Consider the following 26,815-nt stretch of genomic DNA (forward strand, 5'->3'; position numbering starts at 1 on the left):
CCGCCGTGCCATTTGCTGACCGGATGCGGGAGGGTCTTCTCAGCGGACCGACCCGCGGACGCCTACAGTGGTTGATGTGTCGGTGGATGTCGTGCCCAGCCCCATCCTTTCCGTCTCGGGCGCTGTCCCGGGTACGCCCGGTTCGCCCGATGCCGCGGTCGCGTGGCATTACGGTGATCCGTTCGGGGAGCAGAAGGCCGCCGCCGAGCGGGTCGCGATCGTGGATCGGTCGCACCGCTTCGTCCTGAACATCACCGGCGCCGAACGGCTCAGCTGGTTGCACACCATCACCAGCCAGCACGTCGCGAATCTCGGCGACCGGCACTCCGCGGAGAATCTCGATCTCGATCTCAACGGCCGGGTACTGCACCATTTCGTCCTCACCGATCTCGACGCGACGGTGTGGATCGACACGGAGGCCGACCGCGGCCCCGAACTGCTGTCCTTCCTGAGCAAGATGGTCTTCTGGGCCGACGCGAAACCGGCCGAGGCGAGCGATCACGCGGTGCTGAGCCTGCTCGGCCCCCGGGTGACGGCGCTGACCGAAACGCTCGGCCTGGACGAACTGCCCGGCGTCTACGAGGCCGTGCCGCTCGAGGGCGGCGGTTTCCTGCGCCGGATGCCGTGGCCGAGCGCCGACTCCTTCGATCTGATCGTCCCGCGCGAACGGCTCGCTGCCTGGTGGTCGCGGCTGACCGACGCGGGCGCCGAACCGGCGGGCATGTGGGCCTTCGAAGCGCTGCGCGTCGCGGCCGTTCGGCCCAGGATCGGCCTCGACACCGACGAACGCACCATTCCCCACGAAGCGCGCTGGATCGGCGGCGTCACCGAATTCGGCGCGGTCCACTTGGACAAGGGCTGTTATCGAGGCCAGGAGACGGTGGCCCGGGTGCACAACCTCGGCAAACCACCGCGCAACCTCGTACTCCTGCACCTGGACGGCTCGGCGGACGAGCGCCCGGCTGTCGGCGACGACGTCACCGCTGGCGGCAGGACCATCGGCCGGGTCGGCACCGTCATCGACCACTACGAATTCGGTCCGATCGCCTTGGCCCTGGTCAAGCGGAGCATTCCCGCCGACACCCCGCTCACGGCGGGTTCGGCGGCCGCGGCCATCGATCCGGATTCGGTACCCGACGACGACGCCCCGCAGGCGGGCAGACTCGCCATCGACCGGCTACGTGGGCGATGAACCCCCCGGTGCGCCGCGACAGTGGCGCTGAGGGGGCCCGGCGTCCCCTTCAGCGATCGTGTGACGAGAGGGTCCGGGCCGATGTCCGATGAAATCCCCCGCGTGCTGGCGGTGTGCACCGTGCACGCCGAACTCGAGATGCCGACCAGGATCGGCCGGACCGCGATCGACAAACGCCCGCGACCGGGCCGGGTCGAGGTGCGCGCGCTCGGGCTCGAAGGCGATCACGTCTGCGATACCGAACATCACGGCGGCCTGAACCAGGCGGTGTACGCCTACGCCGAACAGGACGCGCGACGCTGGGGCGAGGAACTCGGACGTGAACTGCCCGCGGGCTGGTTCGGCGAGAACCTGCGCATCGACGGGCTCGCGGTCAGCGACGCGGTACTCGGCGCGCGCTGGGCGATCGGCGAAACCCTGCTCGAGGTCAGCGCGCCGCGCGTTCCGTGCGCCACCTTCGGGCACTGGTCCGGCGAGGAGCACTGGGTCAAACGGTTCACCCTGCGCAGCGACACCGGGGCCTACCTCCGGGTTTTGCGCAAGGGGACGATCGCCGCCGACGATCCGGTGGTCGTCGTCCACACCCCGCGACACGGCATCACCGTCCGCGACCTGTTCAACGGCACGGATATGGACCTGCTCGCCACCCTGTCCGCCGAGGAGCCGACGATCTCCGACGACGTGCGGATGCAGATCGAACGCCACGCCCGCCGGCACGCGAACGCCGAACGCGCGCGTGCCCAGCGCGCCGAGCAGGAGCACGCCGGGCACGCCACGACGGGAGCGAGCTGATGGGCGTCGAACTCGTCGAGGTGGTCCGCTCCGGATTCCGGGAATGCGTGCACAGCGGTTCGGTGATCGTCCTCGACGCCGAGGGCGAGCCGACGCACGCGCTCGGCGAGGTGCACGTGCCGATCTTCCCCCGCTCGACCAATAAACCGATGCAGGCGGTCGCGCTGTTGCGCAACGGTTTCGACCCGGTCGACGACGCGGAGCTGGCGATCGCGACGGCCTCGCATTTCGGCGAGACCGACCATATCGCCCTGGTGCGGCGACTGCTCGACCGGTTCGGATTCGACGAGTCGGCCCTGGAATGCCCGCCCGACTATCCGTTCGAGGAGCGGGCCCGCGCCGAGGCCATGGCCGGACCACCGCGACCGATTTTCATGAACTGCTCGGGCAAACACGCCGCCATGCTCGCCACCTGCGCCATCAACGGCTGGCCCACCACCGGCTACCTCGAAGAGAAACATCCGCTCCAGCAGGCGGTGATCGCCACCGTCATCGACCTGACCGGCGAACCCGAGACCGATCTCGGCATCGACGGGTGCGGGCTTCCGATCATCCCGGTATCCCTGGTGAACCTGGCCCGCGCCTTCGCCGCGATGGCCACCGCCGACCCCGGATCGCCGCAACACCGCGTCGCCGAGGCGATCCGGGCGAATCCCCGAGTGATTTCGGGCACCAACGGACCGGATTTGCTGGCCATGCGCGCGACCCCGGAACTGTTCTGCAAGATCGGCGCGGACGGCGTGCACGCGGGCGCGCTCCCGGACGGAAGGGCCTTCGCGTACAAGATCGATGACGGTCACGATCGGGCCCGAATGCCCCTGACGCTGGCGATTCTGCATCGGATGGGAATCGAGTGGACCGATGAGCACGCCGTTCTGGCGGCCACCGCGGTACTCGGCGGCGGGGCGAGAGTCGGTGTGATCCGGGCCATTCCCGGCGTCATCGAGTAGCGCGCGCAACGGCGACAACCTGGCAAACGACAGCCGTTCCGGAGCTCTTCGCCCACTCCTGGAAGCGCGACCGCCTGACACACGCTAAAGTGTCTGTCAGGAAGAGTATTAATTCGAACGGGGCCGCCAACAAACCCCAGGCCGCCCCGCAGTGACGCGAGGGGGTCAGCCATGGGCCGTGGCCGGGCTAAGGCAAAGCAGACCAAGGTCGCACGCGAGCTGAAGTACAGCTCTGCGCCGACCGACTTCCAGAGCCTTCAGCGCGAGCTTTCGGGTAGCCCCACCTCCCCGTTGAGTGGTGGTCGGGTCCTGTCCGATGAGCACGATGCTGACGCGTCCTCCTCCCGTTGGGAAGAGGACGACGATCACGACGACTGGCGCCGCTGACTCGGATTCACGTCTGAAGGGGGAGGCCGACGGGCCTCCCCCTTCAGACGTTGACACCGTTCAGGCGGACGATCGTCGATAGGCTTGCTGTAACGACATCGGTGTCCCGCGCAGTGCGGGACGCGGATGCCGATATTGCCGTCTCCATATGGGGGACAACGGATTCTGGCCGGTCCGAGCAACGTAGAGAACCCCGTGGGTAGCACCCACGGGGTTCTTTCGCGCTCTGTGTGCCCCGCCGCGCGGACGGGGACTCCGCTCAGAAGCGGGGGTGCTCACCCACCAGGACGGCGCGCGCGGCGTCGGCTTCCTTGGCCTTCTTGACCGAGCCGAGGGTCCAGCATTCGATATGTCGCGCGGTCAGTACCGCGAGGGCGCGGTCCACGTCCTCGGGTGCGACGACGGCGACCATGCCGACGCCCATGTTGAAGGTCTTCTCCATCTCGCTGCGGTCCACCCGGCCGCGCTGGGCGATCATCTTGAAGACCGGAGCCGGATTCCAGGTGCCGCGATCCAGTTCGGCGAACAGACCCACGGGCAGGACCCGGCTCAGGTTCGCCGCCAGGCCGCCACCGGTGACGTGGGAGAAGGTGCGCACATCGGTCTCGGCGATCAGCGCAAGGCAGTCCTTGGCGTAGATTCGCGTCGGCTCGAGCAGTTCCTCACCGAGGGTGCGGCCGAATTCCTCGACGTGCCCGGTCAGCGACATCCGGTCGATGTCGAGCAGTACCTTGCGCGCCAGGCTGTAGCCGTTGGAGTGCAGACCCGATGACCCCATGGCGATGACGACGTCGCCGGGGCGCACGCGGTCCGGGCCGAGGACCGAATCGGCCTCGACCACGCCGACGCCGGTCGCGGACAGGTCGTAGTCGTCGGGGTCCATCAGGCCGGGATGTTCGGCGGTCTCGCCGCCGAGCAGGGCGCAACCGGCCTTGACACAACCCTCGGCGATGCCCGACACCAGTTCGGCGACCTTCTCCGGAACGACCTTGCCGATGGCGATGTAGTCCTGGAGGAACAGCGGTTCGGCGCCGCAGACGACCAGATCGTCGACGACCATGGCGACCAGATCGAGCCCGACCGTGTCGTGCTTGTCCATCGCCTGCGCGACGGCGATCTTGGTGCCGACACCGTCGGTGGAGGCGGCGAGCAGCGGCTCGCGGTAACCGCCCTTGAGGGCGAACAATCCGGCGAATCCGCCAAGCCCGCCCTGCACCTCGGGACGGGTGGCCTTCTTCGCCAATGGTCCGAACAACTCGACTGCGCGGTCACCGGCCTCGATGTCCACGCCTGCCGCGGCGTAGGAGGCGCCGCTTGGTGTCTGTTCAGTCATTTTCGGGGAAAGCTCCAAACCGAATCGGCGGATAGATGCCTGCTCACGCTACCGGAGCCGGATAACGGCTCCCCCGCCTCCCCGCGAGCGAGGATCCTGCGTGAGAGCCGCGCCACGGTGTGCGCGACCAGGAAATCATTGTGCCAGCCCGGCACCGAACCATGGGCCGGTCCGGCCACGCGGGCCGGTTCCGAGTTACCCCCGTTCAGGGGCGGTTCGGTGCGGGGACGGCTCGACTCAGGGGCGGCTCAGCGCACTCGCGTTCGCGTTCTCGCTCAGCAGCATGGCTTCGGACTGCCCGGTGAGCACACCTTCGAGCACATTCTTTCCGATGGCGGCCTCGGCGGGCAACGCGATCGGGTAGTCACCGTCGAAACACGCGCAGCACAGACGCGAGCGCGGCTGTTCGGTCGCGGCGATCATGCCCTCGGTGGAGATGTAGCCGAGGGTGTCGGCGCCGATGGAGCGACGGACACCTTCGATCATGTCGTCGTAGCTGTCGTGCGTACCCGCGCCGTTGGCGATCAGTTCCGCCCGCGAGGCGAAGTCGATGCCGTAGAAACACGGCCACTTGACCGGCGGTGAGGCGATGCGCACGTGGATCTCCAGCGCCCCCGATTCCCGCAGCATCCTGATGAGCGCGCGCTGAGTGTTGCCGCGAACGATGGAATCGTCGACGACGATGAGGCGCTTGCCTCGGATCACCTCGCGCAGCGGATTGAGCTTGAGCCGGATACCGAGCTGACGGATGGTCTGACTCGGCTGGATGAAGGTGCGCCCGACGTAGGCGTTCTTCATCAGCCCCTGCCCGTACGGCACGCCGGAACCCTGCGCGTAACCGACCGCGGCCGGGGTGCCGGATTCCGGAACCGGGATCACCAGGTCGGCTTCCACCGGATGTTCCTTGGCGAGGCGACGGCCGATCTCCACGCGGGTGGAATGCACCGAACGGCCCGCGATCGTGGTGTCGGGCCTGGCCAGGTAGACGTATTCGAAGACGCAGCCCTTGGGTTCGGGATTGGCGAAACGCATGGACCGCACACCCTCGGCGTCGATCGCCAGGAGTTCGCCCGGTTCGATCTCACGGACGAAGGCGGCGCCGACGATATCGAGGGCCGCGGTCTCGCTGGCAACGACCCAGCCACGGTCCAGGCGGCCCAGACACAGCGGTCGCACACCGTGCGGATCGCGCGCGGCGTAGAGGGTGTGCTCGTCCATGAAGGTCAGGCAGAAGGCGCCCTTCAGCGTCGGCAGCAGTTCCATGGCGGCCTGCTCGATGCTGGAATCGGCCGCGGCGTGCGCGAGCAGCGCCGTCACCACATCGGAGTCGGAGGTGGCGGCGGCGGGCTGCGCACGGCCGCCCTTGACGGCCTGACCGAGTCCGAGTTCCCGTGCGCGACCTGCCAATTCGGCGGTGTTCACGAGATTTCCGTTGTGGCCCAGCGCCAGTCCGGAACCGACGGCGGTGGTGCGGAAGATCGGCTGCGCGTTCTCCCAGGTCACCCCACCGGTGGTGGAGTAGCGGCAGTGGCCGACGGCGATATGACCCGGCATCGCGGCCAGCGTCTGCTCATCGAAAACCTGGCTGACCAGGCCCAAATCCTTGAAGACGAGAATCTGCGAACCGTCGGAGACAGCGATCCCCGCCGCCTCCTGTCCGCGGTGTTGCAGCGCATAGAGGCCGTAGTAGGTGAGCTTGGCCACATCCTCGCTGGGCGCCCACACTCCGAAGACGCCACACTCCTCGCGTGGCTCGTTCTCATCGATATCCACCGGCGAGGAATTCACTGGCGTAGCGGAAATCGGAGGGGTTGAGGTTGGACACTCGCTGTCGACCGGCATGTCGGCGTTGGTCACCGTTTGCTCCCTGTTCGGGCGGGCTGGGGGCAATTGTCATTCTACGGGTGAAAGTGAATCGGCGATGACCGCCGTCTACTTCGGGTAGCAATCGACCGGCGACGCTGCCCCGATCCCACCCCCTCGACTGTTACCGTCCGAGACCGTGACTACTACCGGGAGTGGCAGCACTACGGGGGGCGCGGCGACGAGATCGGGGCCGCGGTTCTGGCTCCGGATGACCCTTGCTCCGGTGATAGTTCTCACCCTGCTGACGACGCTGCTCGGCACCATGTACCTGGCCTACGTCGTCGACCCCGAAGAGAATCTGCACGATTTCCCCATCGCGCTGGTGAACCAGGACGTCGGCGACACCCTCGGTGCCCCGGGCCAGGAACAGCGCGTCGATTTCGGCAAACAGGTGGCCGACGGGATCGAGCGGTCCGTCCCGAAGGACGAGATCGACCTGCGTGTGCTCGGCATCAGCGAAGCCGAACGGCAGATGCAGTCCGGCAAGGTGTACGGCGCGATCATCATCCCGAGCGATTTCTCCAAGCGGCTCGGCATCCTCGGCGTCGCCAGCGTGGTGCCAGGCGATATCGAACGCCCGATCATCACGTTGCAGACCAATCCGAGGACCGGCGCCTTCGCCACCTCGATCGTCGGCCGGGTCGGGGCGCAGGTGTTCCCGCAGGTGAACGACGAGGTCGGCAAACAGTTGACCGATCAGGTCAGGGCCCAACTGCGCGCCCAGCCCGGTGGCTCGACCACGGAACCGACCGGTGCGACCGTGCTGACGTTGCGGAGCCCGATACAACTCGTCGTCGAGGAGTACCGGCCGCTGCCGAGCGGCACCGGCGAGGGCTTGACGGCCTTCTTCTACGCGCTGTTGCTGCTCCTGGTCGGCGTGATCGGTTCGATGACCATCCACACCATGGTCGACGCCGCGCTCGGCTTCGTGCCGACCGAATACGGCCCGTGGTTCGTGCACTATCCGCCGACGCCGATCTCCCGGTTCACCACCCTGCTCGTCAAGTGGGGTGTGCTCGTCGTGGTGGCGAATATCGTCTCGGGGATCTTCATGCTCATCGCGCATCTGCTCGGCATGCCGATCGAGAATCCGCTCGCGCTGTTCCTCTACGGGGCGTTCGCCATCATCGCGGTCGGGATCACCGGATTGTCGATCCTCGCCGCGATCGGGTCGGCGGGCCTGCTGGTGAACCTGATCCTGTTCGTCATCCTCGGCCTGCCCTCTTCCGGCGGCACCGTCCCGATCGAGGCGACCCCGAAGTATTTCGGCTGGCTGGCCAATTTCGAACCGATGCACCAGGTGTTCCTCGGCATCCGCGCCATTTTCTATTTCGACGCCGATTTCGAGGCCGGGCTCGGCCGCGCGGTGACGATGACCGGACTCGGCCTCGCCGTCGGTCTGGTACTCGGCGCGACGATCTCGCGTTACTACGATGCCAAAGGCCTACAGCGCGGCTCCACCGTGCACGCCTGACCCGCGTATCAGGATCGGCCCGGCCGGTCCGGAACCCAGGAGTGAGTTGTGAATTCGTGGATCGAACGCGCGCGGCAACTATCGGACGAGGTGCTGGCGCCGCAGGCCGACACCGTCGACGCCACCGGTGCGATCCCGCCGAGTCATTTCGATCTGCTCGCCGCCAACGGCTTCTACGGCGTCACGCTCTCCGACGATCTGGACCTCGCCACGTTCACCGAGGTCGGTGAGACCCTGGTCGCCGCCTGCCTGGCGACGACTTTCGTGTGGGCGCAGCATCTCGGCGCCGCGCGGCGCATCGCCACCTCCCCGAATCACGGTCTGCGGGACCGGCTCACCGAGGATCTGCGGCGCGGTCGGGTGCGCTGCGGTGTCAGTTACGCGGGCGCCGACGACCGGGCCGACCTCTCGGCGCGCAGGGTGGACGGCGGTTTCGTGCTCGACGGTGTCGCGCCGTTCGTCACCGGCTGGGGACTCGTGGATGTGCTCGCCGTCATGGCGAGGGACGAGGCGGACCCGCACGCGCTGATCAGCGTGCTGGTCCCCGCGCAGGAGAGTTCGGCGCTGGCCGCGACACCGATGATCCTGTCCGCGGTCGACGCGAGCCGGACCGCGACCCTGCGTTTCGACGGCCTGTTCGTGCCGGATTCCGATGTGGACAACCGCCTCTCGCTGCGCGGTTTCCACGCCTCGTCCATTCTGGCGATCTGGCGCAACGGGTCGATGGCGCTCGGTCTGGTACGACGCTGCCGCGCCGAACTCGACGCTCGCGGCATCGACGCGAGCGCGCTCGTCCACGAATCCGGCCTCATCCGTACCGAACTCGACGACGCGCTCAGCGGCCAGTCCGATATCGCGCACGCCCGTGCCCGCGCTTCCGAACTCGCGGTGCTCGCCGCCTCCGGTCTGGTCACCGCGGTCGGCAGCGCGGCAGCACAGCGCGGCGGCATCGCCGATCGCACGGTCCGCGAGGCGGCCTTCACCCTGGTCTTCGGGTCACGTCCGCCGATCCGCGCCGCCCTGCTCGATCGGCTCGTCGGTCCGGGCGAAACGCGGTGAACCTCCCCTCGGTCTGCACGATGCGGTGCGTCGTGACCGCGATGGCGCTACCGGTCTCGGCGGACAGGCCGAAGGCATAGTCTTCCGGGCCTTCCGGCAATCCCGCCGTGCGCGCCCGACCATCCTTGAGATCACGCTGCGCTGAAGGGTTCGCACGCTTCGCTTCGCTCCGTACCGTGGCGTGGCGGCGGCGGTGAAGAGGTGACGGCGATGGTCGACAGCAGCGCGGGGGCGATACTTCGGACGGTGCTCGAATCGGGGCCGGTGCCGCGCAGTGTGATCGCGACGCGTGCGGGACTCTCCCCCGCGACGGTCACCTGGCAGACGCGCGCGCTGGTGGAGGCGGGTCTGCTCACCGAACTGCCCGAGACGACCCGCAGCCAGGGAATCGGCAGGCCGTATTCACCGCTCGCGCTCGACGCGGGCAATGTGGTGCTCGCGGTGCATATCGCCGCGGCAAGAACCACCGTCGCGGTGGTCGACATCACGGGCGAACTGCGGTCCACCGTCAAGGTGCCGCACCGGACCAGCGCGCCCTACGACATCCTCGACGACGCCGCCGCCGAGATCGCCCGCGTGCGCACCGAGACCGACGGGCGGGTGCTCGGCCTCGGTGTGGCGATCGGCGGCCGGGTCGATCGGAGCGGCGGCGCGGTGATCGACCATTCGTCGCTGCGCTGGCAGAACGTGCCGGTACGCCGCTACCTGGCCGCCCGCACCGGTCTGCCGACCGAATTGGACAGCCACACCAGGGCATTGATGCACGCCGAGCAGTTGTACGGGCGATTGCGCGGCACCGAGAGTTCGGTGGTGCTGTTCGTCGGCAATGTCGTGGACACGGCGTTCGCGGTCGGCGGTCAGGTGCACTACGGACCGAATTCGGCGGCCGGATCCATCACCCGCATGCTCGGCATCGACGGCACGCGCCCCCGCGAGAACGGCGAGACCGCGACGGTCGAGCGCTATTCCGATCACGGTCTGCTCCGGCGCGCGCTCGCGTGTCTGCCCGCCGCCGAAACCACCGCCGCCGAGACCATTCCGGGCCTCATCGAGGCCGCGCGCCGCCCCGGCGTCGCACGCGATCTCTTCCTGGAGCGGGCCGCCGCGATGGGCCGGGTCGCCGCGACACTGATCGACCTGCTCGACCCCGAGGCGGTCGTGATCGTGGACCGCGGTTACGGCCGGGTCGACGGCGTCGAGGCGACCTATCTGCGCACGGTCGGCGAGTATTCGGCGCTGTGTCCTGATCCGGCAGGCGTGGTCGGCTGCTCGTCGTTCATGGGCCGGGTGCTGGAGATGGCGGGAGCCGCCGTCGCGTTGCACGGCGTCTTCCGGACGCCGCTGTCGGTCCACGAGCGGAAGGCCGTTTGATTCAGGGTTATTTTAATACGAACGAATATTGACCGGCATCGTGCGCTCCGGCACAGTTCTTCTATGGCGGAAATGCACGTATCGGGCGGCCGTATCGAATTCTCGGGTCATTGTTGTCGGGAAGCCGGACCACACCGACACCATTATTTCGAGACCGGAAGAAAACGTGCGAAACATTCATCGGCAATTAGGTCTGCTCGCCGCGGCGACGACATTACTGGCAACGACATTATTGAGCGCGGGCTGTGCGAGCGATTCGGGCGGCGATGCCGAACTGTCGGCCCCGCTCCCGGCCACGGTGCCGCCGGGCACCTCCCTCGACATTTCGGTCAATACCGCCCGGGTCGCGCTGGAAGCCTCCGGTGAACTGAGCAAACTGCCGTTCACCGTGTCCTCCTGGCCCGCCGTGCAGGCGGGCCCCGACGTCATCCAGGCGTTCCGCGGCGGTTCGGTCGACGTGGCGTCCAACGCGGGAATCCCTCCGATCCACGCCCATGCCACCGGACTCGACGCGAAGATCGTCGGGGTCAAGGTGCGCAGAACCCCGAACTACCAGCTCGCGACCGCACCCGGCAGTTCGATAAAGACGGTCCAAGACCTGCGCGGCAAGAAGATCGGCTTCTCCCCCGGCCAGGCCCAGGGAGTGGTGGTGCTGCGCACGCTGCGCGCGGCGGGTATCGATCTCGACGACGTGCAACTGGTCGAACTCAACAGCCCCCAGTTCCTGACCGCGCTCCAGGCCAGGCAGATCGATGTGGCCCCCCTCGGCGAGCCGACACTGACCAAATACCTGGAGAAGTATTCCGCCCAGGGCGCGGGCGCGGTGCGCACCGAGGCCGTGGACGCGCTGAGCGTGCTGTGGGCCCCGACCGCCGTGCTGCGCGATTCGGCGAAACTCGCCGCGGTCACCGAATTCGTCCGTTTCTGGGCCCGCGGCGAAGTATGGGCGTGGGAACATCCGGAGGAATGGATTCAGGCCTATTACGTGCGCGATCAGCAGGTGAGTGCCGACGACGGCCGTCGTATTCGCGAGACAACGGACCGCCCCTATTTCCCGGACGACTGGAACGCCGCCATCACCTGGGAACAGGAAACGGTCGACCTGGTGACCGAATCCGGATATTTCGGAAATTCCTTCGACGCCGATGAATTGTTCGACCGACGCTTCGAGAAAGTCGCCGCGGAATCGGTGACCGCTCCGTATCGGACCCAGGAGGCGCAATGACCATCACCCTGACCCGCCCCGCCGTCACCGTGCCCGCCGTCGCCGACGGCTTCGTCGAACGCCGACCGCTGCGCAGACTCGGACTGCGTAAACCGGTGCCGTTCGCCCGCTTGCTCGGCGTCGCGGTGATCCTCGGCGCCTGGGTGGCCGGCACGCATTTCGGCCTGATCGATGAACGCAAACTGTCCGCACCGTGGGATGTCGTCGCCACCGGCTGGGATCTGCTTGTCAACGGCGCGCTGCTGGAGAATATCGCCGCCTCGCTGCAACGGGCGGGCATCGGCCTCGGCATCGGTATCGCCGTCGGCACCGGACTCGCGCTCGTCGCCGGACTCTCACGGACGGGCGAGGCCCTCGTCGACGGACCGGTACAGGTCAAACGCGCCATTCCGACCCTCGGCCTGATTCCGCTGATGATCCTGTGGCTCGGCATCGGCGAATCGTTCAAGATCGTGCTCATCACCCTGGGCGTCATCGTGACGATGTACATCCAGACCCACGCCTCGCTCACCACCATCGACCAGCGTTTCGTGGAACTGTCCGAGGTGCAGGGAGTGTCGCGCGGCACCTTCGTACGACGTGTCGTCATCCCCGGATCACTGCCCGGATTCTTTCTCGGACTTCGCCTTTCGGTGACCGGGGCGTGGCTGGCGCTGATCGTGGTCGAATCGGTGAACGCCATCGACGGCCTCGGCAAGATGATGAGCAACGCCCAGAACTACGGGCAGGCCGATGTCATCCTGGTCGGCCTGGCCGTCTACGGCACCTTCGGATTGCTGTCGGACGCGGGGATCCGCCTGCTCGAGCGGAAGGTGCTGTCGTGGCGACGGACCATCGCGGGGTGAGCGCGGAGCCCGGGTTCGGCGTGCGGGTGCGGAGCCTGAACCGTGGCTTCGGCGACCGCACCGTACTCGAGGACCTGACCTTGCAGATCCCGGCCGGACAGTTCGTCGCCCTGCTCGGACGCAGCGGTTCCGGTAAGAGCACACTGCTGCGCGCGCTGGCCGGACTCGACTACGACGTGCAGGGTTCCGGACAGCTGAGCGTTCCGGCGAAAACCGCCGTGGTGTTCCAGGATTCGCGTCTGCTGCCCTGGCAGCGCGTGCTGGCGAACGTGCTCTACGGTCAGCCGCGCTCCCAGCGCGCAGCCGCGGTGCGCACGCTCACCGAAGTGGGGCTCGCCGGACGAGAACGGGCGTGGCCCAACGAACTCTCCGGCGGTGAGCAGCAACGGGTCTCGCTGGCCCGCGCACTGGTCGGCGAACCGGATCTGCTGCTCGCCGACGAACCCTTCGGCGCGCTGGACGCCCTCACCCGCATCAAGATGCACGAACTGCTGCGCGAACTCGTCCGGCGGCACACGCCGACGGTGTTGCTGGTCACCCACGACGTCGACGAGGCGATCACGCTGGCCGAACGGGTGCTCGTCCTGGACGAGGGCCGCATCTCGGTCGACCTCCCGGTCGACCTGTCCGGCAGACGCGATCCGAGCCTGCCGGAATTCCAGCGCATTCGCCGCACTCTGCTCACTTCGCTGGGCGTCGCCCCGGCAGCCGTGTGAAAGGAACCGAAATATGTCCCGCCAGAACGGCAGACAACTCCACCTCAACGCCTTCCTGATGTCGGTGGGCCATCACGAGGCGGCCTGGCGGTTGCCGGAGAGCGACCCGCACGCCCACGTCGATATCGACTACTTCGTCGAATTGGCGCGCACCGCCGAACGCGGCAAACTCGATTCGATCTTCTTCGCCGACTCCCCGGTGCTGATGGGCGATCCGGGTCGCAGGCCGGGCGGCAAATTGGAGCCGACGGTCATCCTGACCGCGGTCGCCGTGCAGACCAGCCGCATCGGGCTGATCGCCACCGCCTCAACCAGCTACAACGATCCCTACAATCTCGCGCGCCGATTCGCGTCGGTGGACTGGGTGAGCAAGGGCCGCGCGGGCTGGAATATCGTCACCACCGCCGGGGCGGACGCGGCACGCAATTTCGGACTCGACGACACCCCCGATCATCGGCTGCGCTACGAGAAGGCCGCCGAATTCGTCGACGTCTCCACGAAATTGTGGGACAGCTGGTCCGACGACGCGGTCATCGGCGACAAAGCACTGGGGATTCACGCCGACGCGGAGAAGGTCCGCAAGATCGATCACCACGGCGAATTCTTCAAGATCGACGGTCCGCTGAACGTGCCGCGCTCACCGCAGGGCTATCCGCTGCTGGTCCAGGCGGGTTCCTCGGAGGACGGCAAGGATTTCGCCGCCCGCTACGCCGAGGCGGTGTTCACCGCTCAGCAGACGCTGGAGGACGCCCTGGCCTTCTACACCGACCTCAAGGAGCGCACCCGCGCGGTCGGCAGGGATCCAGACAGCGTCAAGATCCTGCCGGGTATCGTGCCTGTCATAGGTGATACCGAGCAGGAGGCCCGCGCATTGGATGCTGAACTGGCGCGGCTGATCTCACCGGAATACGCGCACCGCCAGCTGGCCGAACGCTTCGACCTCCCGCTGGAGGCACTCGACCTGGACAGCGAACTGCCCGCCGACCTGCCCTCCGAGGACGAGATCGAAGGCGCCAAGAGCCGCTTCACCCTGATCGTGAACCTGGCCAGGCGCGAACGGCTGACCGTGCGTCAGCTGATCGCGCGGCTGGGCGGCGGACGCGGGCACCGCACCTTCGCGGGCACCCCCGTCCAGGTCGCCGACACCATCGAGGACTGGTTCGCGCGCGGCGCGGCCGACGGATTCAACATCATGCCCGCGGTCCTGCCCTCGGGCCTGGAGCGCTTCGTCGACCAGGTGGTGCCGATCCTGCAGGAGCGCGGCCTGTTCCGCACCGAATACACCGAGACCACCCTGCGCGGCCACTACGGCCTGGCACGGCCGGTCAACCAGTTCGACGCGGCGGGCACGCTCGTGACCGCCCGATGAGCACCGCAACCGACACGTCGACCGACACCGGTTGGCTGCGCTACCTCGCCCGCCGCTGCCTGGCGCATCCGCGCCTGGTGGCGGCGGCGGTGGCCGGTGCGCTCGGCGCGGCGCTGCTCACCGCGTCGCTGCCGCTCATCGTCCGCCACGTGGTCGACACCCTGACCACCACCGCGGCCTCGGTTCTGCCGTGGTCGCTGCTGCTGCTCTGTATCGGGCTGGTGCGCTTCGGCGCATCGTTCCTCCGCCGCGTGAGCTCCTCGCAGCTCTCGCTCGGGGTCCAGCACGACCTGCGCCGCGACGTGTTCGCGGCGTTGCTGCGTCTGGACGGACGCGCGCAGGCCGAACTGCGGACCGGACAGGTGGTCAGTCGCGCCATCACCGACGTGACGCTGATCCAGATGTTCCTGCAACTGATTCCGATCGTCTTCGGCAATGTCGCGCTGCTCATCGCGGCGCTCGTGCTGATGGCGGTGATGTCACCGCCGCTCACCGTGATCGCGCTACTCGTCGTCCCGGCGCTGTGGATCATCACCAGACGCAGTCAGCGCGAACTGTTCCCGGCCAACTGGGACACCCAGGCCGAGGCCGCCGAAGTCGCCATGCGCGTCGAAGCGGCCGTCGCGGGCGTGCGCGTGGTGAAGGGATTCGGCCAGGAACAGCACGAACTCGCCGGACTCACCGCCGCGGCGCGCGACCTGTACCGATCCAGGATGCGCGTCACCCGGATCACCAGCCGATTCACCCCGGCCATGCAGACCGTGCCCGCGATCGGGCAGGCGCTGATCCTGGTCGCGGGCGGACTGCTCGCGCTGAACCAGTCGGTCTCGCTCGGCACCTTCCTCGCCTTCATGACCTACCTCGGCACCTTCGTCAGCCCGATTCGGCAGTTCTCCATGCTGCTCAGCGTGAGCCAGCAGGGCCGGGCCTCGCTGGATCGGGTGCGCGAGGTGATCGAGGCCCCGTTGCCGCCACTGGAGCCGCAGGCCGCGACCGCGCCGAACACCACGCCGCCCGCGATCGAATTCCGTGGCGTGCGCTTCGCTTTCGGCACCACGACCGTCCTGGACGGGCTCGACCTGTCGATCGAATCCGGCAGCACCGTCGCGCTCGCGGGCGGGGCCGGCAGCGGAAAATCCACCCTGGTGCACCTGGTGCCGCGACTGTTCACACCGGACGAGGGCACCGTCCTGTTCGACGGCGCCGACATCGAGCAACTGCCGGATGTGCGCTCCCGGGTCGCCATGGTGTTCGAGGACACCCATCTGATGGCCGACAGCGTGCGCGCCAATGTCGCCTACGGTGATCCCGACGCCGACGACGAGCGCGTCTGGCACGCCCTGTATCTCGCCGCCGCCGACGAATTCGTCCGCAATCTGCCCGAGGGTCTCGACACCAGGATCGGCGAACGCGGCCAGCGGCTGTCCGGCGGACAACGTCAGCGCATCGCCCTGGCGCGCGCGCTGCTCACCGACGCGCCCGTACTCGTCCTCGACGACGCCACCTCGGCCATCGACGCCAGGGTCGAGGAACAAATCTTCGCCAGGATCGCCGCCGAGGTACGCCGCCGGACCACGATCGTCGTCGCGCACCGCATCTCGACGCTGGCCCTGGCCGACCGGGTCGCGGTACTCGACGGCGGACGCATCGCCGAATCCGGCACCCTCGAACAGCTGCGCGGCTCCGGCGAACTCTTCCACGCGCTGTTCACCCCGCCCGAGGTGACCGGAATCGGCGTCGACCACGGCACCGACACCCGGCAGCCGACCGCGGTGCTGTGGGTGGAACCCACCCAGTCCGACGACGATTCGGCCACCCGCGCGCTCGAACAGGCGGCCACGGCCTTCGCCCAGCGCGCCGCGGGCGCACCGGCCGGAATCGGCAGGGCGGGCGCGGGCAGCGGCATGATGGCCGCCGCGCCGCCGAGCGGCGACGTGCAGGCGCAGATCGACCGACTGCCACCGCTGCGCGGCGAACCCGACGTCCCCGAATCCTTCTCCCACACACCCGATCCCCAGTTCTCACTGGCCAGACTGCTTCGCCCGTTCCGCTGGCCGCTGCTGGCCGGGCTAGGACTCGTCGCGCTGGACGCGGTGGCGCAGATCCTGATCCCGTTCCTGGTCCGCTACGGCATCGACCACGGTGTCCTGGTCGGGGCCAGGAACGTGTTGATCACGGCCGCCGCGCTGGCCCTGCTCGTCACGGCGGTGGACTGGCTGCTCACCATCGCCCAGGTGCGCGTCGCGGGCCGCGCGGGTGAACGGCTGCTGTTCGGACTGCGCGTCAAAACCTTCGCCCACCTGCAACGACTCGGCCTGCGCTATTACGAGCGCGAACTCGGCGGCCGGATCATGACCAGGATGACGACCGACGTCGACGGACTGTCCGCCTTCCTGCAAACCGGTCTGGCGACGGCGCTCACCAGCAGTCTCACCATCGGCGGTGTCGTCGTCGCGCTGCTTGTCGTCGACGCGGGCCTCGCTCCCGTGGTGCTCGCGCTGCTGCCGCTGCTCGCGGTGGCGACGGTGCTGTTCCGTCGCGCCTCCATCCCCGCCTACAACCTGGCGCGCGAACGGGTCAGCGCGGTCAACGCCTACCTCCAGGAGAACGTCGACAACATCGAGGTCACCCAGGCCTACCGGCGCGAGGCGCGCAACCAGACCGAATTCGAGGACCGTTCCTGGGCCTACCGCACCGCCCGGCTGCGCAGTCAGGTGTTGATGGCGGTGTTCTTCCCGCTCATCGAAATGATGTCGGTCTGCGCCACCGCCGCGGTGCTCGCCGTCGGCGTGCACCAGGTCCGCGACGAGGTGATCACCGTGGGCACCCTGATCGCCTTCCTGCTCTACATCGACCTGCTGTTCGCGCCGATCCAGCAGCTGTCGCAGGTCTTCGACAGCTACCAGCAGGCCGTGGTCGGCGTCGACCGGCTCGGCGAACTGTTCCGCACCGTGGAGACGACGCCCGACGAAGAGGCGGCGCTCACCGTCACCGAACTCGAGGGCGAGATCGAATTGCGCGGCGTCGGTTTCGCCTACGAGCCGGGTTCGGCCGAGGTGCTCACCGGCGTCGACCTGCACATCCCGGCCGGGCACACGGTCGCGCTCGTCGGCGAGACCGGCGCGGGCAAATCGACCCTCGTCAAACTGATCGCGCGTTTCTACGATCCCACTGCGGGCTCGGTGCTGGTGGACGGAATCGACCTGCGGCGCTACCGATTACGCGATTTCCGCAAGCGACTCGGCGTCGTCCCGCAGGAACCGTTCCTGTTCGGCGACACCGTGCGCACCGCCATCGCCTACGGCAAACCCGACGCCACACCGGCCGATATCGAATGGGCCGCACGGGCAGTCGGCGCGCACGAGATGATCGCGGCCCTCGAACACGGGTACTACCAGCCGATCGGCGAACACGGACGCAGCCTGTCGGCCGGTCAACGCCAACTGCTCGCACTCGCCCGCGCCCAACTCGTCGAACCCGACATCCTGATCCTGGACGAGGCGACCGCCTCCCTCGATCTGGCAACCGAGGCGAAGGTCCGCGCCGCCGTCGACGTGCTCACGGCGGGCCGCACCACCATCGTCGTCGCCCACCGACTGGCCACCGCAGCCAACGCCGACCTCGTCGCCGTGGTCGGCGCGGGCGGACTGCTCCAGGTCGGCACCCACACCGCCCTCCTCGCCGAGGAAGGCCCCTACCGGGATCTGTGGGCCGCCTACGTCGGAGACGAACCCGAACCCGCCCCGGCCGAACGTGAGGCACAGAACGCGAGGTGAACGATTCGGGGCCGGTCGGCGGTGGTCGGCCCGAGTAACGGTACGGCGGTCGCGGGCGGGGTGTGGACGCACGCCACCGCCTCCGGCGGCTTACCGCATCGTGGACCGTGCGATCCACGATCGGGCACACGAGCTACGGTGCTCCCCCGGTCGTAGGAGCGACCACGGGCAGCCACCGCGCGACCTCACCCGCCCGACTACCCGACGACGACACCACACCGTCACGCAAAGCGTCATCGAATTCCAGCAACCCCGTGGCCAGCAACAACCAGGTCCTGGCATCGGTCTCCACCACATTCGGCGGCGTCCCCCTGGTGTGCCGAGGCCCTTCGATGCACTGCACCGCCACGAACGGCGGCACCCGCACCTCCACCGTGTGCCCCGGCGCGGTCGTCGCCAACGTCCGCGCCGTGGCCCGCACCGCGGCCCGCAACTCGACCGGATCCACTCGTCGCACCACGAATTCGACAGTAACGGAGCCACCCGAGCTGCGACGATCACCCCGTGCGGGTCCTGGACGCGGTGCGGAAAGGCGTGGCGCAACGCCTGCGTCCACAGAACGCGACGTGCCCGATAGTTGGTGTCCTTCAAGTTCCGCGAAGGCAGAAGCTTGGTCCACACCCCGAACGTGATCTGCGCGAGCAGGTCATCGTGGGTGATCTCAGCACCCTTCCGCGGGTGGCCTGCTTCACGACTACCGTCGGCCTCACCAGCGTGCTTTCTCGCCGTGCTCCGAGAGTCCTTGGTCATCGCGTTCAGTCGTGGCGCGTTTTGGCATACATCGACTCCCCCGCTAGAATGGCTGTCAGATACGAGGACAAGGTCCCTCGTGAATACATGGAGTTCCCCCCACGGCAGCTAGGTCGTGGGGGTTCTTCGTTTCCGAGGACAGTAGACACCACTGCCTCATTCTCACGAAATTCCGTATCCAGCAGTCTGTTTCACCTCACGGTGGCGGCACTCCCGCCGACAAGACCGGCCAGACCGCCCCGAAGGCGGAGGCGCGCGATCTTCGCCACGGCCCGGACCTGTTCAGGTGCCTGCTATTCGCGCCGTTCCGCGACCAGGGGCGCGATGACGCCGCCCGCGTTGAGGGCGAAATGCAGGAGTGCGGGGGCGGTGACGCTGTTCGCGTGGCGGGACAGCAGGCCGAAGAGCAGGCCGCCGAGGGTGGTGAGTGCGATGGTCGCGGGGACGTTGTCGCCCGCGACGCGCGCGGGGTGGATGTGCCAGAGGCCGAAGACGGCGGCGGAGGCCAGTGGACCGATGCGGGCTCCGAAAGTGTTGTCCAGCAGGGGGTCCAAGGTGGCGCGGAAGATCAGTTCCTCGCTGTAGACGGTGCCGATCGGGATGTGGACGGTGACTCGTTCGATCGGGTCGACGACCTCGCTCTCGGCGTCTACCTGGACGGCGGCACCGGTGGAAGACTCGGCGAGAACCGCGTCGTCGAGTGCGACGACGGGATCTCCGACGGTCCGACTGCGGTCCGCGAATACCGCCAACAGGTCGCGCACCGCCGGAACCGTCAGCGCGACAACGTATCCGGTACTCACCACGGCCGAAGCGGCGAGACCGTAGCGCGCGCCCCGGGCCGAAACCCAGCGCGGACGACCACCGAGCGCCAGCGAATACCCCGTCGCGAAGGCGGCGTGCGCGACGGTTCGTCCACGCAGCCCCCACCGCAGCCGAGGCAGCAGGATATTGTTCCATGCCAGCGGAACCATTACGGCGGCAACTACTTTCGCGGAGATCACTTCGTTTCCCGCTCGAAGTCCTCCGCCGAGTCCAATTGGAACTTCACCTTCTCCGCCAGTTCCGGCGTCCAGCCCGGAGGTTGGGCGACCGCCGCCCAGCCGTCGACGACCAGGGTTCCGTAGCGGTGCCCGTGGCCGTCGGTGACACCCTGCGCGTTGGTGAGGTCGGCGGTGACCTGCCAGAACGTGACGAACGGCCACCAGCGCATCTGGGTGGAGACGTCCGAGCCGCGCGGTTCGGACAGCCAGTCCGGTTGGGAGAAGATCAGGTCGGAGGACCACCAGACGATGGGGTCCGACGCGTGTTGCAGGTAGGCGATGCGGGGTGCGCGCCATTCGGTGTCGGGCCGGGACAGGTCGTCGGTGTCGGCGGCGAAGCGGACGACGAGGCCGTCGGCGTAGACCGGTTCGACCTCGGGCGAGCCGGGATCGCGGCGCGAGATGAACTGCTCCCACAGCCGATTCGAATTCGGCGGCCCGACCCACAGCGCGCCGTCCACCTTCGCCCGCAGATCGGCCAGGCCGTCGAAGGCGGCCTCGGAACCCTGGGATCCGAGACTCTCGCCGTAGACGAACAGTTTCGGGCGCTGCCCTTCCGGCCGCTGCGACCACCGCTGATAGACGGCGTCGAACAGATCGCGGCCCGCCGCGGCGGCCTTGCCCCGGTCGGCGAGGAACGACAGCACACTGGGCAGGTAGGAATACTGCGAGGCGACCACGGCGGAATCGCCGCCGTACATGTATTCGATCGCGCCCGCCGCCATCGAATTGACCCAGCCGGTGCCGGTCGTGGTGACCACCACGATCACCTTCCGATCGAACGCGCCCGTGCGTTCGAGTTCGTCGACGGCGAGCGCGACCTGGTCACGTTCCTCGGTCGCCGACTCGAGTCCGACGTAGGCGCGGATGGGCTCGCGCGCGGGCTTGCCGGTCACGGCCGCGATCCTGGACGCGCTGGGGCCGTGCGAGACGAACCAGCGGCCCTCGAAGCCGAGCGTCTCCCATTTCGCCAGCGATTCGGGACTGCCGGAACGTTCCGGCTGCTGCGGCTGCACGGCATTGGGCGAGTTGTGGTCGTTGCGGACGCTGAACGCCGAATTGGCGACCGCGAAGAACGCCCGCGAGGCGACGCCGTTGAACAGGGTCACCGCGAGAACCACGAGCAGCAGCAGGCCGACGGTCGGCGCCAACTCACCGGGAATCCTCACCCACCGATTGAGCTGGCGGGACAGATACAGCACGGTCTCGCGCACCGTCCGGTAGACCGCGACGACGGCGACGCCGACCGCGAGACTCAACAGTCCGGTGCGCAGGTAGGCGGCGGTATCGGTGCCGGCCATCCCCATCAGCGCGGTGATCTCACGCTGCCACCGCGCCGATTGCACCAGCATCAGTCCCGCGCTCAGCGCGCAGACGAACAGCACCGCGGATTTCGCCGCGTACCCCACCCAGGTGGGCGCGGGGCCGAGGTGCGCGACCCGCAGCCACAACCGGAGCCTCGGCACGATCCACCGGCGGATCCACGGCCGCATCCACACCCGGTAGAGCCATTCGAGCAGACAGCCGAGGCCGTAACCGAGGGCCGCGTTGATACCGCTGATCAGCCCCTGGAACATCCAGTCCCTCGGTACCAGCGACGGCGTCACCGACAGCGCGAAGAACAGGGTGGCGACCACGAGGCCGACGTAGTTCAGATCGACGATGTCCTCGACGCGCCGGACCACGACGACGCCGCGCGCACGCAGCTTCGCGAGTGTGGTGGCGGTCCGGAGCACTCGAACAGTATGGCGGGCGGTCACAGACATCGGTCGCCCCGCCCGGACCGCCACGCGGTAGTCGGGGCAAGATCACACCCGGCCCGTGGGCTCGGGCACCGCCGAGGATTACCCACCCGGCTCGAGTAATTCCACGCGGTCGAGGGGACCGCCGGATCGTCACACTCGATAGGCATGAGCACTCCAAGCGCACAGCCGACGACCACATCGGCCTACATCGCGCAGGCTGCGATCGCGTTCGGCGTCAGCTTGTTCGGGGCGGGCGTCGGCATCTTCTATCTCCCGCTGGACTCCTGGCAGCGCGGCTTCCTCGGAATGACCGTGCTGTTCCTGGTGACCAGCACCTTCACCCTGGCCAAGGTGGTCCGCGACCGGCACGAATCCGCTTCGCTGACCGGCCGCATCGATCAGGCCAGGATGGAAAAGCTGATGGCCGAACACGATCCGTTCAAGAATCCCTGACCGGCACGAACAGACGCGAACCCGGACGGGCCCGGCACGAGGGGTGCGGGCCGGTCCGGGTTCGGTGTCTAGAGTGCGCCCGCGCCGAACAGCGCGGGCAGCGTGCCCTCGTACGCGGTGCGCAACTCGGCCAGCGCAACCGAGAACTGCCCCTGCACCTCGACCGAATCCGAGCCCTGATCCACGACGCCGATCCGCGCCCACGGCAGGCCGCGGGCATCGCACATCTTGGTGAAACGGGTCTCCTCGGTGCGCGGGACCGCGACCAGCACCCGGCCCGTCGATTCGGAGAACAGGGTGACGAACGGATCGGCGCCCTCGGGAAGGATGAGACGGCAACCGGTCTCGCCCGCCAGCGCGGCCTCGATCACGGTCTGGACCAGTCCGCCCTCGGACAGGTCGTGCGCGGCGCTGATCATGCCGTCGCGCGAACCCGCGAGGAGGATTTCGGCCAGCAGTTGTTCGCGGGCGAAGTCGACCTTGGGCGGCACGCCGCCGAGATGGTCGTGCACGACCTGCGACCAGATGGATCCGCCGAACTCGTCGTGGGTCTCACCGAGCAGGATGAGCGTCTCACCCGGTTCGAGGCCGAGTCCGGTCGGGATGCGCCGGTGCACGTCGTCGATGACGCCGAGCACACCGACGACCGGCGTCGGCAGGATCGCGTCCCTGCCGGTCTGGTTGTAGAAGCTGACGTTGCCGCCGGTGACCGGAATACCCAGTGCCACACAACCATCGGCGAGACCGCGCACGGCCTGCTGGAACTGCCACATCACACCCGGATCCTCGGGGGAGCCGAAGTTGAGGCAGTTGGTGACGGCCTTGGGGGTGGCGCCGGTGGTCGCGACATTGCGGAACGCCTCGGCCAGCGCCAGCTGCGCGCCGGTGTACGGATCGAGTTTGGTGTAGCGGCCCGACGCGTCGGTCGCCAGCGCGATACCGCGGCCGGTCTCCTCGTCGATCCTGATGACACCGGCGTCGGCGTGTTCGGCGAGCACGGTGTTACCGCGCACGTAGCGGTCGTACTGTTCGGTGATCCACTTGCGGCTGCACAGCTGCGGGCTGGAGATCATCCGCAGCAGGGTCTCGCGCAGTTCGTCACCGGTCGCGGGTCGGGTCAACCGATCGGGGGTGTCCGCGATGAGCGCGTCCTGCTCGTCGGGACGCCGCACCGGGCGCTCGTAGACCGGGCCCTCGTGGGCGACGGTGCGCGGCGGCACATCCACGACGGTCTCGCCGTGCCAGCTGACGATCAGACGCTCACCGTCGGTGACCTCGCCGATCACCGTGGCAAGCACATCCCACTTCTTGCAGACCGCCATGAAGGCGTCCACGTTCGCGGGGGTGACGACCGCGCACATCCGCTCCTGCGACTCACTCGACAGGATCTCGGCCGGGGTCATATCGGCCGCGCGCAGCGGGACCTTGGTGAGGTCGATATGCATGCCGCCGTCACCGGCCGCCGCGAGTTCGGAAGTGGCGCACGACAATCCGGCGCCGCCGAGGTCTTGGATGCCGACGACCAGTTCGGCCGCGTACAGCTCGAGACAGCACTCGATGAGCACCTTCTCGGTGAACGGGTCGCCGACCTGCACGCTCGGCAGCTTCTTGCGGCCGCCGGAGGATTCGTCGCCGGAGAAGGTGTCCGAGGCCAGTACCGAGACGCCGCCGATACCGTCGAGGCCGGTCCGCGCGCCGAACAGGATGATCTTGTTACCGGCTCCCGAGGCGAACGCCAGGTGCAGGTCCTCGACCCGCATCACACCGGCGCACAGCGCGTTCACGAGCGGATTGCCCTGGTAGGAGGCATCGAAGACGGTCTCGCCGCCGATATTCGGCAGGCCGAGCGAATTGCCGTATCCGCCGACACCGCGCACCACACCGTCGACCACGCGCCGAGTATCGGGCGCGTCGGCCGCGCCGAAACGCAGCTGATCCATCACCGCGACGGGCCGCGCGCCCATGGCCATGATGTCGCGCACGATGCCGCCGACCCCGGTCGCCGCACCCTGGTAGGGCTCGACGTAGGACGGGTGATTGTGGCTCTCCACCTTGAAGGTGACCGCCCAGCCGTCACCGACGTCGACCACACCCGCGTTCTCACCGATGCCCGCGAGCATGGAAGCCCGCATCTCGTCGGTGGTGGTCTCGCCGAAGTAGCGCAGATGCACCTTCGAGGACTTGTAGGAGCAGTGCTCGCTCCACATCACCGAATACATGGCGAGTTCGGCATCCGTCGGCCTGCGACCGAGGATTTCCTTGATGCGGGCGTATTCGTCGTCCTTGAGACCCAGCTCTTTGTACGGCTGGGGCGTATCGGGGGTTGCTGCGGCTGCGCTGACGGTGTCGACCTGCGGAGTCACGGAGTACCTGGGTCCTTTCGGCCGGGCAGGGGGTCGGCAAGCCGGAGCGACGAGCCTTGTCACTGGATGCGGCGAATGCCTCGGCCTCAGTCTAGAGGGAGCCCGCCCCCCACCCGCACCTGAGTGCCACCGACCGGCCCATCGGCAACCCCGTTACGCTGTGCGACGTGACGGAACGCGCGGGGGTGGTGAATTCGGCCGACCAGCCGACAGCGACGGAGAAACGTCACGGCCCCGAGGCCGAACACCCGTCAGCGCTGTCCCCGCACCAGACCCGCTGGCTGATCGCCGCCATCGGACTCTTCGCGATATCGGTGCTCGTCTCGCTGCTCATCCACTGGTGGAACGGCTACATCGACCTACAGGTCTACCGCAACGGCGCGCGCGTCTGGCTCGACGGCGGCGAGCTCTACGGCCCGATGCCACCGGTAGAGGGCATCGGCCTACCCTTCACCTATCCCCCGCTCGCCGCACTGTTCTTCGCGCCGCTGGCACTCATACCGCTACAGGCGGCAGAGGTACTGGTGGTCCTCACCAACATCCTCAGCCTGAGCATCACCCTCTGGCTGGTGCTGTCCCGGATCCGCCCCGGCCTGGACCGCACGAGCACGCTCACCCTCGTCATCGCGGCCGTCGGATTCGCCAATTTCCTCGAACCGGTGCGCCAGACCTTCGGCTTCGGGCAGATCAACCTGGTGCTGATGGCGGCGATCTCGCTGGACTGCCTGGTACGCAAACCGTTCTGGCCGCGCGGCATGCTGATCGGTATCGCGGTCTCGGTGAAACTGATCCCCGCCGGATACCTCCTCTACTTCCTGCTGCGCCGCGACTGGAAAGCCGCGGGCACACTGGTCGTCTCCGCGATCGCCGCCGTCGGAGTCGGCTTCCTGCTCTTCCCCGACGATTCGGTCGAATACTGGTTCGACACACTCGCCGACACCGGCCGCATCGGCCCGCCGTATTTCGCGGGCAACCAGTCCATCAAAGGCATGGCCTTCCGGCTCGGGGTCTCCGATTCGCTGGCCACCCTGATCTGGATCGCACTCTCGCTGGTGGCCGTCGCCCTCGCCGCCATCTGGATGCGCCGACTGATCCGAGCCGACGCGACCGTCGCCGCACTACTGGTCAACGCCGCGGCGATACTTCTCGTCTCGCCCGTGTCCTGGTCACACCACTGGGTCTGGGTCGCGCCCGCGCTGGTCCTCGCCGCCGACAGCATCGCGCGCGGCAGACGCGAACGGTGGTACATCGGCACGGTCGCGGCGTTGACGGTGCTGTTCCTGATCGGCCCGCAATGGCTGCTGCCGCATTCGAAGGATCTGGAACTCGAATGGGCATGGTGGCAGCAGATCATCGGCAGCAGCTACGTGATCGCGACGATGGTGATTTTGGCGGCCGGGGCCGCGGGTTCGCTGGGTCTTCGGCGGCCCGGGGGCCGCGGGTTCGCGGCCCCTTGATGTCTCGCGTCCGAGCGGTCGAGACTCGCGCCTTCGGCGCATGCGCTTCGACCGCTCGGACGCGAGACGGGCCGCGAACGGGCGCTCGTAAGGCTCGCGCCGTGGGGGGTTGGGGGTGTCATCTCGCTTGGCTTGGCGTGGGTTGGGGGTCGTATCGCGCGGTCACGAGTGGCTGGAGGATGCGACGCGGCCCCGAGCCGGGCGTCACGCCGTGCGGCCCAGAGTGGGCTGGGCTACCGCACGGGCCGGAGTGAGCCGAGGGTGTCATGCCGTATCCGAAGCAGGCCGAGGGGTCATGCCGCGCCCGGAACAGGCAACGATGTCACGCGGTGCCGAGAGCGGGACGAGGGTGTCATATCGCACGACGCCGAGTGGGCAGGGAGTCACACAGCGACCGGGGCGGGCCAAGTAGGTGTTGCACCGTGGAACGGGATCGGTCGAGATGGGATGTCCTACCTGTGCTCTGGAGTCGCGCGGAGATGGGTGTCGTACCCGTGTCCTAGAGTCGGCGCGTGACTGATCGTGAGACCTTCGCTCCGCTGGTGTTCTTCGAGTACGACCACAAGCCGGGTAATTACTGCCTGATGCTCAGTGACAATCACATGCTCGCCACGCAGGGGGTTTTCGCCGCGGCGGGGTACGAGGGGGG

General features: G+C 68.0%; 20 protein-coding genes. 14 read left to right on the top strand and 6 right to left on the bottom strand.

Annotated features, from left to right (window positions below; translation table 11 throughout):
• Nucleotides 1-76 precede the first annotated feature (76 nt).
• From ygfZ to JZ792_RS25035, 4 genes are all read left to right on the top strand, one after another.
• Nucleotides 77-1,192, top strand: coding sequence for a CAF17-like 4Fe-4S cluster assembly/insertion protein YgfZ (gene ygfZ / locus JZ792_RS25020; protein WP_438804378.1), 1,116 nt, complete (start codon nucleotides 77-79; stop codon nucleotides 1,190-1,192).
• A gap of 81 nt (nucleotides 1,193-1,273) precedes the next feature.
• Nucleotides 1,274-1,984, top strand: a complete 711-nt coding sequence (locus tag JZ792_RS25025) for an MOSC domain-containing protein (protein WP_216913999.1) — start codon at nucleotides 1,274-1,276, stop codon at nucleotides 1,982-1,984.
• Nucleotides 1,984-2,934, top strand: coding sequence for an asparaginase (locus tag JZ792_RS25030; RefSeq protein WP_216914000.1), 951 nt, complete (start codon nucleotides 1,984-1,986; stop codon nucleotides 2,932-2,934). Before JZ792_RS25025 ends, JZ792_RS25030 begins: the two co-directional genes overlap by 1 nt.
• Nucleotides 2,935-3,105: 171 nt before the next feature.
• Nucleotides 3,106-3,321, top strand: coding sequence for a DUF3073 domain-containing protein (locus tag JZ792_RS25035; RefSeq protein WP_109525231.1), 216 nt, complete (start codon nucleotides 3,106-3,108; stop codon nucleotides 3,319-3,321).
• A 259-nt stretch (nucleotides 3,322-3,580) separates the two neighbouring features.
• Here the strand turns inward: JZ792_RS25035 and purM are convergent, their stop codons facing one another.
• Both purM and purF read right to left on the bottom strand, forming a co-directional pair.
• Nucleotides 3,581-4,654, bottom strand: a complete 1,074-nt coding sequence (purM, locus tag JZ792_RS25040) for a phosphoribosylformylglycinamidine cyclo-ligase (protein WP_216914002.1) — start codon at nucleotides 4,652-4,654, stop codon at nucleotides 3,581-3,583.
• A 237-nt stretch (nucleotides 4,655-4,891) separates the two neighbouring features.
• Nucleotides 4,892-6,511 (bottom strand): amidophosphoribosyltransferase, encoded by a 1,620-nt coding sequence (purF, locus tag JZ792_RS25045; RefSeq protein WP_405179444.1) that lies wholly within the window; start codon nucleotides 6,509-6,511, stop codon nucleotides 4,892-4,894.
• 217 nt (nucleotides 6,512-6,728) lie between these two features.
• On the opposite strand from purF, the gene JZ792_RS25050 reads away from it, so the two are divergent.
• The 8 genes from JZ792_RS25050 (at nucleotide 6,729) to JZ792_RS25085 (ending at nucleotide 18,355) form a co-directional block, all read left to right on the top strand.
• Nucleotides 6,729-7,994, top strand: a complete 1,266-nt coding sequence (locus JZ792_RS25050; RefSeq protein WP_216914004.1) for an ABC transporter permease — start codon at nucleotides 6,729-6,731, stop codon at nucleotides 7,992-7,994.
• 48 nt (nucleotides 7,995-8,042) lie between these two features.
• Nucleotides 8,043-9,053 carry an acyl-CoA dehydrogenase family protein gene (locus tag JZ792_RS25055; RefSeq protein ID WP_216914006.1) on the top strand — a complete coding sequence of 337 codons (1,011 nt, stop codon included), beginning with the start codon at nucleotides 8,043-8,045 and terminating at the stop codon, nucleotides 9,051-9,053.
• Between the two features lie 210 nt (nucleotides 9,054-9,263).
• On the top strand, nucleotides 9,264-10,424 hold the full coding sequence (locus JZ792_RS25060) for an ROK family transcriptional regulator (protein WP_216914008.1): 1,161 nt from the start codon (nucleotides 9,264-9,266) through the stop codon (nucleotides 10,422-10,424).
• A gap of 166 nt (nucleotides 10,425-10,590) precedes the next feature.
• The gene (locus JZ792_RS25065) at nucleotides 10,591-11,649 is read left to right on the top strand and encodes an ABC transporter substrate-binding protein (RefSeq protein ID WP_216914010.1); all 1,059 of its coding nucleotides are present in this window, start codon (nucleotides 10,591-10,593) and stop codon (nucleotides 11,647-11,649) included.
• Nucleotides 11,646-12,494 (top strand): ABC transporter permease, encoded by an 849-nt coding sequence (locus JZ792_RS25070; RefSeq protein WP_216914012.1) that lies wholly within the window; start codon nucleotides 11,646-11,648, stop codon nucleotides 12,492-12,494. The genes JZ792_RS25065 and JZ792_RS25070 overlap by 4 nt, the downstream gene beginning before the upstream one ends.
• A complete protein-coding gene (locus tag JZ792_RS25075; RefSeq protein ID WP_438804379.1) occupies nucleotides 12,470-13,210 on the top strand; it encodes an ABC transporter ATP-binding protein in 741 nt (246 codons plus the stop codon). Before JZ792_RS25070 ends, JZ792_RS25075 begins: the two co-directional genes overlap by 25 nt.
• Nucleotides 13,211-13,223: 13 nt before the next feature.
• Nucleotides 13,224-14,579: an LLM class flavin-dependent oxidoreductase gene (locus JZ792_RS25080; protein WP_216914014.1), complete on the top strand. Its 1,356-nt coding sequence runs from the start codon at nucleotides 13,224-13,226 to the stop codon at nucleotides 14,577-14,579.
• Nucleotides 14,576-18,355: an ABC transporter ATP-binding protein gene (locus JZ792_RS25085; protein WP_216914016.1), complete on the top strand. Its 3,780-nt coding sequence runs from the start codon at nucleotides 14,576-14,578 to the stop codon at nucleotides 18,353-18,355. Before JZ792_RS25080 ends, JZ792_RS25085 begins: the two co-directional genes overlap by 4 nt.
• 133 nt (nucleotides 18,356-18,488) lie before the next feature.
• On the opposite strand, the gene JZ792_RS25090 is transcribed toward JZ792_RS25085, so the two are convergent.
• The 3 genes from JZ792_RS25090 to JZ792_RS25100 form a co-directional block, all read right to left on the bottom strand.
• Complete coding sequence (locus JZ792_RS25090; protein ID WP_216914018.1) at nucleotides 18,489-18,815, bottom strand: sterol carrier family protein; 327 nt, start codon at nucleotides 18,813-18,815, stop codon at nucleotides 18,489-18,491.
• Nucleotides 18,816-19,398: 583 nt separating this feature from the next.
• A complete protein-coding gene (locus tag JZ792_RS25095) occupies nucleotides 19,399-20,079 on the bottom strand; it encodes a CPBP family intramembrane glutamic endopeptidase (RefSeq protein ID WP_254190308.1) in 681 nt (226 codons plus the stop codon).
• Between the two features lie 26 nt (nucleotides 20,080-20,105).
• Nucleotides 20,106-21,884: an alpha/beta hydrolase gene (locus tag JZ792_RS25100; RefSeq protein WP_438804380.1), complete on the bottom strand. Its 1,779-nt coding sequence runs from the start codon at nucleotides 21,882-21,884 to the stop codon at nucleotides 20,106-20,108.
• 174 nt (nucleotides 21,885-22,058) lie between these two features.
• Between JZ792_RS25100 and JZ792_RS25105 the strand changes: the two genes are divergently transcribed.
• Nucleotides 22,059-22,346: a YiaA/YiaB family inner membrane protein gene (locus tag JZ792_RS25105; protein ID WP_109525219.1), complete on the top strand. Its 288-nt coding sequence runs from the start codon at nucleotides 22,059-22,061 to the stop codon at nucleotides 22,344-22,346.
• Nucleotides 22,347-22,414: 68 nt separating this feature from the next.
• On the opposite strand, the gene purL is transcribed toward JZ792_RS25105, so the two are convergent.
• Nucleotides 22,415-24,709 carry a phosphoribosylformylglycinamidine synthase subunit PurL gene (gene purL, locus JZ792_RS25110; protein ID WP_216914022.1) on the bottom strand — a complete coding sequence of 765 codons (2,295 nt, stop codon included), beginning with the start codon at nucleotides 24,707-24,709 and terminating at the stop codon, nucleotides 22,415-22,417.
• A 167-nt stretch (nucleotides 24,710-24,876) separates the two neighbouring features.
• Between purL and JZ792_RS25115 the strand changes: the two genes are divergently transcribed.
• Entirely contained in the window at nucleotides 24,877-26,166 is a 1,290-nt protein-coding gene (locus tag JZ792_RS25115) for a glycosyltransferase 87 family protein (RefSeq protein WP_308165447.1), read from the top strand.
• Nucleotides 26,167-26,815 lie beyond the last annotated feature (649 nt).

Source organism: Nocardia noduli, assembly GCF_019038455.1.
Lineage (GTDB): Bacteria > Actinomycetota > Actinomycetes > Mycobacteriales > Mycobacteriaceae > Nocardia > Nocardia noduli.